Annotated in this window: 10 protein-coding genes; 1 reads left to right on the top strand and 9 read right to left on the bottom strand. The window is 66.8% G+C overall.

Features of this window, described 5'->3' with window-relative positions; all coding sequences use genetic code 11:
- Positions 1-509: 509 nt before the first annotated feature.
- Positions 510-2,798, bottom strand: a complete 2,289-nt coding sequence (locus ACXAJT_RS22125) for an adenosylcobalamin-dependent ribonucleoside-diphosphate reductase (protein WP_475239175.1) — start codon at positions 2,796-2,798, stop codon at positions 510-512.
- Between the two features lie 222 nt (positions 2,799-3,020).
- Here ACXAJT_RS22125 and ACXAJT_RS22130 point away from each other — a divergent pair, with 222 nt between their 5' ends.
- A complete protein-coding gene (locus ACXAJT_RS22130) occupies positions 3,021-3,452 on the top strand; it encodes a DUF1489 family protein (protein ID WP_475239177.1) in 432 nt (143 codons plus the stop codon).
- A 4-nt stretch (positions 3,453-3,456) separates the two neighbouring features.
- Here ACXAJT_RS22130 and ACXAJT_RS22135 read toward each other — a convergent pair whose 3' ends face one another.
- The 8 genes from ACXAJT_RS22135 to xdhA all read right to left on the bottom strand — a co-directional run bounded on the left by ACXAJT_RS22135 (position 3,457) and on the right by xdhA (position 13,687).
- On the bottom strand, positions 3,457-3,960 hold the full coding sequence (locus ACXAJT_RS22135; protein ID WP_475239179.1) for a YdcF family protein: 504 nt from the start codon (positions 3,958-3,960) through the stop codon (positions 3,457-3,459).
- A gap of 162 nt (positions 3,961-4,122) precedes the next feature.
- Positions 4,123-5,196 (bottom strand): BMP family ABC transporter substrate-binding protein, encoded by a 1,074-nt coding sequence (locus ACXAJT_RS22140; RefSeq protein ID WP_475239182.1) that lies wholly within the window; start codon positions 5,194-5,196, stop codon positions 4,123-4,125.
- A gap of 72 nt (positions 5,197-5,268) precedes the next feature.
- Positions 5,269-6,177, bottom strand: a complete 909-nt coding sequence (locus ACXAJT_RS22145; RefSeq protein ID WP_475239184.1) for an ABC transporter permease — start codon at positions 6,175-6,177, stop codon at positions 5,269-5,271.
- Positions 6,177-7,262: an ABC transporter permease gene (locus ACXAJT_RS22150; RefSeq protein ID WP_475239186.1), complete on the bottom strand. Its 1,086-nt coding sequence runs from the start codon at positions 7,260-7,262 to the stop codon at positions 6,177-6,179. Before ACXAJT_RS22150 ends, ACXAJT_RS22145 begins: the two co-directional genes overlap by 1 nt.
- Positions 7,263-7,421: 159 nt before the next feature.
- Positions 7,422-8,945 carry an ABC transporter ATP-binding protein gene (locus tag ACXAJT_RS22155; protein ID WP_475239188.1) on the bottom strand — a complete coding sequence of 508 codons (1,524 nt, stop codon included), beginning with the start codon at positions 8,943-8,945 and terminating at the stop codon, positions 7,422-7,424.
- Positions 8,912-9,862, bottom strand: coding sequence for a xanthine dehydrogenase accessory protein XdhC (gene xdhC, locus ACXAJT_RS22160; protein WP_475239190.1), 951 nt, complete (start codon positions 9,860-9,862; stop codon positions 8,912-8,914). Before xdhC ends, ACXAJT_RS22155 begins: the two co-directional genes overlap by 34 nt.
- Positions 9,852-12,278 (bottom strand): xanthine dehydrogenase molybdopterin binding subunit, encoded by a 2,427-nt coding sequence (gene xdhB / locus ACXAJT_RS22165; protein ID WP_475239192.1) that lies wholly within the window; start codon positions 12,276-12,278, stop codon positions 9,852-9,854. The genes xdhC and xdhB overlap by 11 nt, the downstream gene beginning before the upstream one ends.
- Positions 12,275-13,687 (bottom strand): xanthine dehydrogenase small subunit, encoded by a 1,413-nt coding sequence (xdhA, locus tag ACXAJT_RS22170; RefSeq protein ID WP_475239194.1) that lies wholly within the window; start codon positions 13,685-13,687, stop codon positions 12,275-12,277. Before xdhA ends, xdhB begins: the two co-directional genes overlap by 4 nt.
- Between the last annotated feature and the right edge of the window lies 1 nt (position 13,688).

Raw genomic sequence — 13,688 nt, forward strand, 5'->3', positions numbered from 1 at the left:
ACGACCGCTGCCCACAAGCCTTCTTCTCAGCAATCGCACTCGCTGCGACCGTAATCTTCTGGCTTTGAAGGAGAACGAGTCCTGAGCCTAGCTCAATGCGAATGGCACCTGCTGTGTTCGTCGTTCGATCTCATTACCCCGACAGTCTGCATCGCGACCTCGACCAGTCCGCGCGGCGAATGTCTGTTAAGCGGGCTGCAGCCGAAGCGCTTGGTGCAAGAGGTCGATGGCAACTATGGTCCCAAATCTCCTAGCGAAGTGAGATCGGATGTTCACGGAATCGCATCCACTTACTACGCCTGCCTTCCCTCATACGATCACACCACGCGCAATGAAGTTCGGCTGCCCTACTCGGCATGCCGCCCTCGCAAGACACCGCCACAACCAGACACGCAAACGGCCTCGGGTACACCCGAGGCCGTTTGTCTACTTTCTCAGTCATAATGACCTTGTGAGACGGTTAGGTCATGTCGCGTGATGCGCCACACTGGCTAAAGCCCCTCAGCCCCTCACCCACATTTAGAGTGTCCGCAACTCGAGCAGGTCATGCAGCCTTCGACCATCATCATCGAGAACTGGCCGCAGGACGGGCAGGCTTTGCCTCGCGGAGCGTCCAGCCCCACGACCTTCGCCGTCGGGTCCGCCTTCAGCCCCGCTCCTTCACCTTCGAGGAAACCGGTGGCGATGAGGTGCTTCTCGATCACCCCGCCGATCGCCGCAAGGATGGAGGGAATGTACTTGCCCTGCACCCACGCCCCGCCGCGGGGATCGAACACCGCCTTGAGTTCCTCGACCACGAAGGACACGTCGCCGCCGCGCCGGAACACCGCCGAGATCATCCGCGTCAGCGCCACGGTCCAAGCGTAATGCTCCATGTTCTTGGAGTTGATGAACACCTCGAACGGACGGCGGTGGCCGCCGACGATAATGTCGTTGATCGTGAGGTAAATGGCGTGCTCGCTATCGGGCCACTTGAGCTTGTAGGTGTGCCCTTCGAGCGATTGCGGCCGGTCCAGCGGCTCGGACATATAGACCACCTCGGCGCTGCTCTCGTCGGTCTCGGTGGCCACCGAGGGGCTTTCCGCCGGGGTCTTGTCGGCGCTTTCCGACACCGACAGCACCGAGCCGGTCACGTCGTTCGGACGGTAGGTGGTGCAGCCTTTGCAGCCGGTCTCATAGGCCTCCATGTAGACGTCCTTGAAGCCCTCGAAGGAGATGTCCTCGGGGCAGTTGATCGTCTTGGAGATCGAGCTGTCGATCCACTTCTGCGCCGCCGCCTGCATGCGCACGTGCTCCAGCGGAGCCAGCGTCTGGGCGTTGACGAAATAGTCGGGCAACTCCGCGTCGCCGAACTTGTCGCGCCACATCTGCACGGCGTAGTCGACCACCTCTTCCTCGGTGCGGGTGCCGTCTTTCTGCAGCACCTTGCGGGTGTAAGCATAGGCGAACACCGGCTCGATGCCCGAAGAGACGTTGCCCGCGTAAAGCGAGATCGTGCCGGTGGGCGCGATCGAGGTCAGCAGCGCGTTGCGGATGCCGTGCGTGCGGATCGCCTCGCGCACGTCGTCGTCCATCTGCATCATATTGCCCGAGGCAAGGTATTTCTCGGCGTCGAACAGCGGGAAAGCGCCCTTCTCCTTGGCCAGTTCGACCGAGGCGAGATAGGAGGCGCGCGCGATGCGCCCCAGCCACTTCTCGGTCTGCGCGGCGGCCTCTTCCGATCCATAGCGCAGGCCCATCATCAGCAGCGCGTCGGCTAGGCCGGTGACGCCAAGGCCGATGCGGCGCTTGTTCTGCGCTTCCTCGGCCTGCTGCGGCAGCGGGAAGTTCGAGGCGTCAACCACATTGTCCATCATGCGGATCGCCAGCGCGACCAGCTCGTCGAGCTTCGCCTCGGGGATCTCGGCACCGCTCTCGAAGGGCGTGTCGACCAGACGCGCGAGGTTGATCGACCCCAGCAGGCAAGCGCCATAGGGCGGCAGCGGCTGCTCGCCGCAAGGGTTGGTTGCCGCGATCTGCTCGACGTAGCTGAGGTTGTTGGACTTGTTGATGCGGTCGATGAAGATCACGCCCGGCTCGGCATAATCGTAGGTCGCCTTCATGATCTTGTTCCACAGATCGCGCGCCTTGACCGTGTGGTAGACCTTGCCGTCGAACTGCAGGTCCCACGGGCCATCGGCTTTCACCGCTTCCATGAAATCGTCCGTCACTAGAACCGAGAGGTTGAACATGCGCAGCCGCGCGCTGTCGGCCTTGGCCGAGATGAACTGCTCCACATCCGGGTGATCGCAGCGCATGGTCGCCATCATCGCGCCGCGGCGGCTGCCGGCGGACATGATGGTGCGGCACATGGCGTCCCAGACATCCATGAACGACAGCGGACCAGAGGCGTCGGCGGCGACGCCGGCCACATGCGCGCCCTTGGGGCGGATGGTCGAGAAGTCATAGCCGATCCCCCCACCCTGCTGCATGGTCAGCGCGGCTTCTTTGAGCATGTCGAAGATGCCCGACATGCTGTCGGGAATGGTGCCCATGACAAAGCAGTTGAACAGCGTCACCTGACGCGCGGTGCCTGCACCGGCGGTGATCCGGCCGGCGGGCAGGTACTGGAAATCCTCGAGCGCGCCATAGAACTTCTCTTCCCACGCGTCCGCGTCCGTCTCGACCGAGGCAAGCGCGCGGGCGATGCGGCGCCAGCTGTCCTCGATGCTCTGGTCAATCGGGGTCCCGTCCGCTTCCTTGAAGCGGTATTTCATGTCCCAGATCTGTTCGGCGATGGGGGCGGCAAAGCGAGTCATGGCAGCAGACTTCCTTTTTGGCTCGTCGGATGTGGTGGCGCGGCGGCAGAGTCGCGCAGCAGGTGGCAGGCCGGAGGCACTATCCGCAGCGCCCGGCCGATGCAAGAACGCTTGAAGTCAAAGACTACACGTTTTTGCGCCGCAGTCCTACCACTGCTTGAAGCCCGCCGCGCAAAGACTACAATATATATCCAACTTTTTCACGACTCTGTGGAACACACCGTGGCTCAGCACATCCATCTCATCAAGCTCAGCGTCGGCACCGAAAGCGTCAAAACGCTGGCGGCGTGGCAATCGGGCCGCGCCGCGCAAACCGCCGACGGCCTGCCCTGCCACGTCACGCGCATGTGGCCCAAGCGCGAGGCCGAACTGCTGAGCGGCGGCTCGATCTACTGGGTTTTCAAGCGGATGATCCAGTGCCGGCAGCGCATCCTGCGGCTCGATGAGGTGACCGGCAGCGACGGCACCCGGCATTGCGCCTTGGTGCTCGACCCAGAGATTCATCGCGTTGCCGCCGCGCCGCGCCGCCCGTTTCAGGGCTGGCGCTACCTCTCGCCCGACGACGCGCCGCCCGACCTGACCGAGACCCGCGCCGACGATGACGAGCTGCCGCCGGAACTGGCCGGTGCGCTGGCCGAAATCGGGATTCTCTGACGCCTCATCGCCGCAGCCGCAGCGCGTACCACAGGTAGGCCGGCACCTCGCGCAGACCGGCACGCACGCGCCGCCCCGACAGCGGCACCTTCGGCCCGGCGCTGCGCAGCGCCCACCCCTCCTGCATCACCCCCAGCCGCCGCGCCGCCAGCTTGGCGCGCGGCGCGTGGAAGCCGTCGGTGACGATCACCACCTCCCCGGCCCCCAGCGCGCGCAGCAGGGGCAGCGAGAAGCGCAGGTTCTCCTCGGTGCTGGTGGCGCGCTCCTCGCGCAGCAACGCCGCCTCGGGCACACCTTCGGCACGGCAGATGCGGGCGATCACCTCCGCCTCCGAGGGGGCATGCCGTCCGACACCGCCCGAGCCGAGGATCACCGACACTTCGCCGCGCCGCCAAAGCGCCGCCGCATGCCGCGCCCGCCGCTCCAGCGTCGGCGACGGACGCCCGCCGGCCCAGACCGCCGCGCCAAGCACCAGCGCCACGCGCGGTCCGCCCTCCTGCACCGTCATCCCGGCCCCTTCTTCTCTTCCCAAATACGCCCGCCGGAGGCTGCCCAACGCCCCGAGCCAAGCGTATTTGTGGAACAATGAAACACGCCACCCACGCCATTCAAACGAAAACGCCGCCGGGGAGGAGCCCCGGCGGCGTCATGCCTGCGCGCTCGTAAGCGATCAGTTCGGGATCTCGCCCGTCAGGCCTTCGACGTAGAAGTCCATGCCGGCCAGCACGCCGTCGTCGGCCACTTCGCCCTCTGCAAGCCAGACCGACCCGTCCTGCTTGTTGATCGGGCCGGTGAACGGGTGGTAGTCACCCGCCGCGATGTCGGCCTTCATCTGCTCGGCGGTCGCTTTCACGTCCTCCGGCACCGGGCCGGTGATCTCGCCGATGCCGACCATGCCGTCACCGATGCCCTGCCAGACGTTGTGGCTCTCCCAGGTGCCGTCGACGATCGCCTGCACGCGGTCGATGTAATAGGGCGCCCAATCGTCGATGATCGACGACAGACGCGGCTCGGGCGCGTAGTCATACATGTCCGCCGCCTGACCGAAGCCGTAGCCGCCGGCCTTCTCCAGCACCGACAGCGGCGCGGTTGAGTCGGTGTGTGCCAGCACCACGTCGACGCCCTGATCGAGAAGCGCCTGCGTGGCGTCCGCTTCTTTCGCCGGGTCGAACCAGGTCGACAGCCAGACCACCGACATCTCGACGTCGGGGTTGGCCTTCTTGGCATGCAGGAACGACGAGTTGATGCCGCGGATCACTTCCGGGATCGGGAACGAACCGATGTAGCCGATCTTGTTGCTCTCGGTCATCGCCCCGGCCAGATAGCCGGTCACCGCGCGGCCTTCGTAAAAGCGCGCCGAATAGGCCGAGACGTTGTCGGCGGTCTTGTAGCCAGTGGCGTGTTCGAACTTCACGTCCGGGAACTTCTCGGCGACGTTGATCGTCGGGTCCATGTACCCAAAGGAGGTGGTGAAGATCAGATCCGCGCCCGACAGCGCCATCTGGGTCAGCACGCGCTCGGCGTCGGCCCCCTCGGGCACGCTTTCCTGCTCGATCAGCTCGATCTGATCGCCGAAGTGCTCTTTCATCTTCATTGCGGATTCGTGGTGGTGCTGCGACCAGCCGCCGTCGTTCACCGGGCCGACGTAGACAAAGCCGATCTTCGGCACGTCCTGGGCGAAGGCCGGGGCACCGGCGAGCGCGAGGCCCATCGCGGCGGAGGCAAGAAGCGTTCTGCGTTTCATTGTGATCAGTCTCCCTGTGATCATATCGTGTTCAACACTGTCCGGCTGTCCCGGAATTGGTCCCCGCCCCGCTCAGGCAGATGCGTGGAAAGAGCGGCCCAGCGAGCCGGGCGCGCCATGCACCCCGCGGGCCGAGATCACCACCAGCACGAGGATGGTGATCAGATACGGCGACATCGACAGCAGCTCGACCGGCACATTCGTGCCCGCCGCCTGCAGGTTCAGCTGCAGCACGGTGACGCCGCCAAAGAGATAGGCGCCAATCAGCACCCCAAGCGGCCGCCAGCTGGCAAAGACCACGATCGCCAGCGCGATCCAGCCCGCGCCCGCGGTCATGCCCTCGGTCCACTGCGGGACGCGCACGAGGCTGACGTAGGCGCCGCCAAGACCCGCGCAGGCCCCGCCAAAAAAGATCGCCGCCATGCGCACGCGCACCACCTTGTAGCCAAGCGCATGGGCGCTCTCGTGGTCCTCGCCTACCGCCCGCAGGATCAACCCGGCACGGGTGTACTTGAGGAAGGCCCAGACCCCCGCCACCAGCAAAAGGCTCACGTACACCATGAAATCGTGGCGGAAGAACATCGGTCCAAGCAGCGGGATCTCGGCCAGTCCCGGGATCCACAGCTTGCCCGGCCCGGGCGCCCGCACCCCCTCGAACCCGGCGCCGACGAGGGCCGAGAGCCCCAGCCCGACCAGCGTCAGGCCGAGGCCCGTCGCCACTTGGTTCGACAGCAGGTACTGGGTGAGAAAGCCGAAGCTGAGCGAGAGCACCGCCGCGCCGAGCGCCGCCGCGGCAAAGCCCAGCACCGGCGAGCCGGTGCTCACCGCCGCGGCAAAGCCGATCACCGCGCCGGTGATCATCATGCCCTCGACCCCGAGGTTCAGCACCCCGGCCTTTTCCACCACCATTTCGCCGATCGCAGCCAGCAGGATCGGCGTTGCAGAGACCATGATCGAGGCCACAAGAAGTACGGGATCCATCAGGCCAGCTCCCTCTTGGCAAAGCGGATGCGGTAATTGGTGAAGACGTCTGTGGCCAGCAGGAAGAACAGCAGCATGCCCTGAAACAGCTGGATCGACGCCCCCGGCAGCCCGAGCATAAGCTGCGCCAGTTCGCCGCCGATATAGGTCAGCGCCATGAGCAGCCCCGCCAGCAGGATGCCCACCGGATGCAGCCGCCCGAGGAAGGCGACGATGATCGCGGTGAAGCCGTATCCCGAGTTGAAGTCGATGGTGATCTGCCCTGCCGGACCGGTGACCTCAAACAGCCCCGCCATGCCCGCCAGCGCCCCCGAGATGCCAAGGCAGAGAAACACGATCCGCGCCGGGCTGACGCCCGAGAACCGCGCCGCCCGCGGTGCCTCGCCGGTCAGCCGGATGTTGAAGCCCTGAATATGCCGCGCCATCAGCACATAGGCGGCGATGACCGCGATGAACGCGCTCACCACGCCCCAATGCAGGCCGGTGCCCGCGATCAGCTCGTCATTGAACACCGCCGGCCATTGCTTGAAGTTGCGCGAGCCGGGAAAGCCCATGCCTTCGGGGCTGCGCAGCCAGCCCGCCGAGGCCGAGGCGAGGATGTTCTCGGCCACATAGACCAGCATCAGCGACACGAGGATTTCATTGGTGCCGAACTTGGTCTTCAACACCGCCGGGATCATCCCCCAGGCCCAGCCGCCGAGCGCGCCCGCCAGCACCATGAGCGGGAACAGCAGCGCGCTCTCGGACGGGTAGAAGGCCAGCCCCACCGCGGCGCCGGTCACCGCGCCCATGATGTACTGCCCCTCGGCGCCAATGTTCCAGATGCCTGCCTTGAAGCCGATCGACAGGCCGATGGCGATGAGGATCAGCGGTCCGGCCTTCACCAGCAACTGCGGCCGCGAATAGGCGGCAAACTGCGGGTGGAACAGCGGATCCCAGAAGATGGTGCGGATCGCCTCCAGCGGCGGCTTGCCGAGCAGCGCGAACATGATGCCGCCGACCACCATGGTCAGCACCACGGCCAGCAGCGGCGTGAGGATGGTCCACAGCCGCGACGGCTGCGGGCGTTTTTCGAGGCGGATCATGCAAGGTCTCCCACCGGCGCGGCGCAGATGTCATCGGCGCGCCGTGCGTATTTGGAAAGAGAAGAAGCGGCAGGCTCGGTGCGGAAGAGCGAAACTCCGGGCTTCTTCTCTTCAAAAATACGCATCTGCGAGACCGGCCGGCCGGTGCTGCGGCGGGGATCAGGCGTCCACATGGGCCACCTCCATGTCATGCGCACCGCCCATCATCAGGCCGATTTTCTCGATGTCGAGGTCGGTCACCGCGCGCGCCGGCGAGAGCCGTCCTTCGTTCAGCGCGGCGAACCGATCGGAGATCTCCATCAACTCGTCGAGGTCTTGGGAGATCACGATGATCGCCGCGCCCTTGGCGGCCAGATCGAGCAGCGCCTGACGGATCGCCGCGGCGGCGGCGGCATCCACGCCCCATGTGGGCTGGTTGACCACAAAGACCTCGGGATTCTGCGCGATCTCGCGCCCGACGACGAATTTCTGCAGGTTGCCGCCCGACAGCGCCCGCGCGGCGGTGCCGGCGCCCGGGGTGCGCACGTCGAAGCGTTCGATCACCTCCTCGGCAAAGGCCTTCGCGCGGCTCCAGTCGATCAGCCCGCGCTGCACCAGCGTCTCGCGCCGCGCGGCGGTGAGCACCGCGTTTTCGGTCAGGCTCATATTGGGCGCGGCGGCGTGGCCGAGGCGCTCTTCGGGGCCCGACAGCAGCCCCGCATCGCGGCGCCCGATGGGGCCGCTGCGGCTGATGTCCTCGCCCTTGAAAAAGATCGCCCCCGCGGGTGCCAGCCGCTCTCCCGACAGCGCCATCAAAAGCTCGTCCTGACCGTTCCCGGCGACGCCGCCGATGCCCAGCACCTCGCCCGCGCGCACCTCGAGCGAGACCTCGCGCAGCGGCGTGCCGAAGGCGCCGGGCGCGGGCAGCGACAGCTTGTCGGTGCGCAGCAGCACCGCGCCCTTGTCGCCCGCACGTGCCTCGGGGGTGCTGAAGCTGGACCCCACCATCAGCTCCGCCATCTGCCGGGCGGTCACCTCGCGCGGGGTGCAGGTGCCGACGTTCTTGCCGAGGCGCAGCACCGTGGCCTCGTCGCAGAGCGTGCGGATTTCCTCGAGCTTGTGCGAGATGTAGAGGATCGACGTGCCTTCGGACTTCAGCTTGCGCAGGGTCTCGAAAAGGATCTCCACCTCCTGCGGCGTCAGCACCGAGGTCGGCTCGTCCATGATCAGAAGGCGTGGGTTCTGCAGCAGGCAGCGGATGATCTCGACGCGCTGGCGCTCGCCCGCCGACAGCGTGCCGACGGTGCGCGAGGGATCGAGCGGCAGCCCGTAGGTTTCCGACACCTCGCGGATTTGCCGCGCCAGATCGCGGGCTTTCGGCGGGTTTTCCATGCCAAGCTCGACATTCTCGGCCACGTCCAGCGCCTCGAACAGCGAGAAGTGCTGGAACACCATGGCGACGCCCGCGCGGCGCGCGTCCGAGGGTTTGCCGGGCGCGTAGGCAGCGCCGTCCATCAGCATCTCGCCGCTGTCGGGTTTCACCAGCCCGAAGATCATCTTCACCAGCGTCGACTTGCCCGCGCCATTCTCGCCAAGCAGCGCGTGGATCTCGCCCTTGCCGATGTCGAAGGAGACATCGTCATTGGCGACGACACCGGGATAGGCCTTGGTCAGCCCCCGGATGCTGAGAAGTGTGTCTTGCACGCCGTCCCCTCCCCTTTTTTCTGCCCCAATAGCTGCCCGGCAACGCCGATGGCAATCGCCTGCGGGTGCCGTCCGTAGATTTTTTGACCAATTGGACAAGTTATGCGTGAGATTTGCGCATCGCCATGCCCAAGCCCCTGCAGCCGCTTGCGAAAGCGCGCCCATTTGGTGTCGGACCCGATCAGCCCGGCAAAGCCGAACCCGTGGGTCAGCAGCGCGTGGCACAGCGCGAGATCCATCTCGTGGCTGTAGGTCAGGATCAGGTGATCGGCGTCCTTGGGCGCATGCGGCACCGCCAGCGCCGGGTCGGCGGCGGGCAGAACGCGCACGCCCTCGGGCACCGTGGCGGGGAAGCGCGCAAGCGCGGTGTCGGCCCATGTGATCGCCAGATCGGGCAGCGGCGCCATCACAGCCACCATGGCGCGGCCCACGTGCCCCGCACCCCAGATCCACAGCTGCCGCGCCGGGCGCGCCAACGGCTCTACCATCCATCCCTGCACCAGCTGCGGCACGGGCGCCTTGCCCTGCCCGCGCGCGCGGTCGATCAGCCGTTGCACCGCCAGCGGACGCGCGCCCGGCCCCCGCGCAACAATGTCCGCGCCTTCGAGCGCCGCCAGCGCGGCCGCATCGAACACTTCGGTCCAGAGCGTCACCGCGCCGCCGCAGCATTGCCCGAGGTTCGGGCCGAGCGGGTGGCGACTGAGGCCGGGCGCGCGCAACGCCTGCTCTGCCGCCATCAACTCCAGCGCACCGCCGCCGATGGTGCCGCTTTGCCGCAGCTGGCCATCCTCTTGCCAGACCAGCATGGCGCAGCCCACTTCGCGCGGGGCCGAGCCTGCGACCTCGGCGATCACCACGCGGGCGACGCGGCCATGCGCCGCCACCGCCGCGCGCAGCGCTTCTAGGTCAAACCCCATTCTGCACGCTCCGCACCGCGTCCAGCACCGCTTCGGGCGTCGCCGGGGCGCGCAGATCGGGATAGGCCTCGCCACACGCCGCCACGGCGTCCGACAGCGCAAGGAAGGCCGAGATACCCAGCATGAAGGGCGGCTCGCCCACCGCTTTGGAGCGGTAGATGGTTTCCTCGATGTTGCGGCCGTCCCAGAGCGCGACGTTGAACACATCCGGCCGGTCCGAACAGGCGGGGATCTTGTAGGTCGAGGGGGCGTGGGTGCGCAGCGCGCCCTTGCCGTCCCAGACCAGTTCCTCGGTGGTCAGCCAGCCAGCGCCCTGCACATAGCCGCCCTCGATCTGGCCGATGTCCAGCGCCGGGTTCAGCGAGGCGCCGCAGTCGTGCAGAATGTCGGTGCGCAGGATGCGGTACTCGCCGGTCAGCGTATCGATCACCACTTCGGTCACCGCCGCGCCGTAGGCGAAGTAAAAGAACGGCCGCCCCTGTCCGCGGATACGGTCCCAGTCAACCTTGGGGGTCTTGTAATACCCGGTCGACGACAGCGACACGCGGCCCTGATAGCACAGCACCGCCGCTTCCTCGAACGTCAGGTCGGTGCCGCCGACATGCACCTTGCCGCCCTCGAAACGGACGTTCTGGGGCTGGTCCTGATGCAGTTCGGCCAGATGCGCGGCCATGCGCTCGCGGATGGTGTCGCAGGCGGCCTTCACCGCCATGCCGTTGAGATCCGAGCCCGAAGAGGCCGCGGTGGCCGAGGTGTTGGGCACTTTGCCGGTGTCGGTTGCGGTGATCTTCACCATCTCCAGCGGCACGCCAAAGCGCGCGGCGGCCACCTGCGCAACCTTCTGAAAGAGCCCCTGCCCCATCTCGGTGCCGCCGTGGTTCAGCTGGATCGAGCCGTCCTGATAGACATGCACCAGCGCCCCGGCCTGATTGAGATGGGTGAGCGTGAAGGAGATGCCGAATTTCACCGGCGAGATCGCAATGCCCTTCTTCAACAGCGGGCTGGCCTTGTTCCACTCGGCAATGGCGGCGCGGCGCGCGGCATAGTCGCTGCTCTGCTCCAGCTTCTCGGTCAGCGCGCCGAGGATGAAATCCTCGACCGGCTGGCCGTAGTGGGTTAGCTGAGGGGCCTCAGGCACGCGCGCCTTGTGCTGCGGGGCATCCCCCGCGTCGGTGCCGGGGAGCGCCCCGCGCGAGGCCAGATCGTCGCTGTCGTCATGTGCCAGCGGCTCTGTCCCCGCGGGGACAGTTTCCGCCGCCGTCCCCGCGGGGACGAGGTCGGCGTAGTAGTTGCGGCGGCGCAGTTCTGCGGGGTCCATCCTCAGGTGATGCGCCACGTGGTCCATCACCCGTTCAATGCCGAACATGCCCTGCGGTCCGCCAAAACCGCGATAGGCGGTGGCGCTTTGCATATTGGTCTTGAGCCGGTGGCTCTCGACCCGCATGGCCGGGATGTCATAGGCGTTGTCGGCATGCAGCATGGCGCGATCGGCCACGGCCAGCGACAGGTCCTGCGCCCATCCGCAGCGGGTGTACTGGGTGAAATCCACCGCCCGCAGACGCCCTTCTTTGTCGAAACCGACGGTGTAGTCGATCCGGAAGTCATGGCGCTTGCCGGTGATCATCATGTCGTCGTCGCGGTCATAGCGCAGCTTGGCCGGGCGGCCGGTCTCATGCGCCGCCACAGCGCAGGCGATGGCCAGCGCGTTGCCTTGGCTCTCCTTGCCGCCAAAGCCGCCGCCCATCCGCCGCGTCTCGACCCGCACCGCATGCATCGGCAGGTGCAGGGCATGGGCGACCTTGTGCTGAATCTCGGTGGGGTGCTGGGTGGAACTGGAGACGAGCAGATCGCCGTTCTCCTGCGGCAGCGCCAGCGCCGCCTGCCCTTCGAGGTAGAAATGCTCCTGCCCGCCCATCTCGAGCGAGCCCTTGAGGGTGATCGGCGCCGCCTCCAGCGCTTCGGCAGTGTCGCCTTTCTCCCAGAGGATCGGCCCCTGCTCGAACCGGCTGTTTGCCGCCAGCGCCTGCGCGATGGTCAGGATGGGCTCACGTTCGTCATAGGTGATCTTGGCCAGCCGCGCCGCCTTGCGCGCCGCAAGATGGCTGGTGGCGGCAACAAGGAAGATCTGCTGTCCCAGATAGTGAATGGTGCCGTCCGACAGCAGCGGCTCGTCGTGCAGCGAGGGCGAGCAGTCACATTCGGACGGCAGGTCCTTCGCCTGCCAGACCTTCACCACGCCCGGCGCGGCGCGCACCGCAGAAAGGTCGATATCTGTGATCTTGCCGGCGGCGATGGTCGACAGGCCGAAGGCCAGATGCAGGCAATCGGCGGGCAGCGGGATATCGTCGATGTAGCGCGCCTTGCCCGAGACATGCAGCGGCGCCGCGTCGTGCGGCAGGGGTTTGGTCACGCTCATGCGGTCACCTCGCGCACGTCGGTGGCCGCGCCGAGATCGGACAGCAGGTAGCGCGTCAGCATGTTGCGCGCGGCGTTGAGGCGATACTCGGCGCTGGCGCGCATGTCGGACATCGGCTGGTAGTCCTGCGTCCAAGCCTCCCACGCGGCAACCACCGCGTCATCGCTCCACGGCTGGCCGATCAGCGCCGCCTCGACGTGGGCGGCGCGCTTGGGGATGCCCGCCAGACCGCCAAAGGCGATGCGCGCCTCGGTGACCACGCCGCCCTCGGTGCGGATCACGAAGGCACCGCAGGCCGCCGAGATATCCTGATCGAAGCGTTTCGACAGCTTGTAGACGCGCAGCCGGTCGTCTTGCCGCGGAATGCTCACCGCCTCGACAAATTCGCCGGGCGCCCGGTCCTGTTTGCCGTACGCGAGAAAGAAATCCTCGATCGGCAGATCACGCCGGGTCTCGCCCTTGCGAAGATGCAGCGTGGCGCCAAGCGCGATGAGCACCGGCGGATTGTCCCCGATCGGCGAGCCATTGGCGATATTGCCGCCGATCGTGGCCGCCGCCCGCACCTGCGCCGATCCATAGCGGCGCAGCATTTCGGCGTAGCTGGGGAAGTGCTCTTTCATCAGCGTCAGCACGCGATCCATGGTCACCCCGGCGCCGATGCGGATGCTCTCGTCGCTGACCTCGATCTGCTGCAGATCGGTGCAGCGGTTCAGGAAGATCACCTGATCCAGTTCGCGCAGCTGCTTGGTGACCCAGAGGCCGACGTCGGTGGCACCGGCCACGAGGGTGGCGTCGGGGGTCTGTTCGTAGAGGCGCGCGAGGTCGTCCAGCGTCTCGGGCGCGGCCAGCGTCGGAGGGGGGCTGTCTGCCCCCCGCTCGGCGGCGCCGAGCCCCCCCGAGGATATTTCCGTCAGGCGAAGCGGCGCGTCCTGCATCCAAGGCGGCACCGGCGCGCTCTCGGCGGCTTCGGCGGCGCGGATGATCGGCGCGTAGCCGGTGCAGCGGCAGAGGTTGCCGGCGAGCGCGTCGTCATGGCCGGTGTCGCCGTTGCGATGCGCGGTGGCCATCGACACCACGAAGCCCGGCGTGCAGAACCCGCATTGCGAGCCGTGATGATCGACCATCGCCTGCTGCACCGGGTGCGGCGTGCCGTCGGGCCCGGCGATCCCCTCGACCGTGCGCAGCGCCTTGCCGTGCAACTGCGGAAGGAACAGGATGCAGGCGTTGACTGCGCGGCTGCCGGCCCCGTCGGTGACCATCACCGTACAGGCGCCGCAATCACCTTCGTTGCAGCCTTCCTTCGTGCCGCGCAGGCCGCGCTCTTCGCGCAGCCAGTCCAGCGCCGTACGCGTCGGACACACGTCGCGCAGCACCACCTGTTCCCCGTTCAGAAGAAAGGAGATCTCCATG

The sequence above is a fragment of the Salipiger sp. ABF4_146 genome (assembly GCF_056161345.1).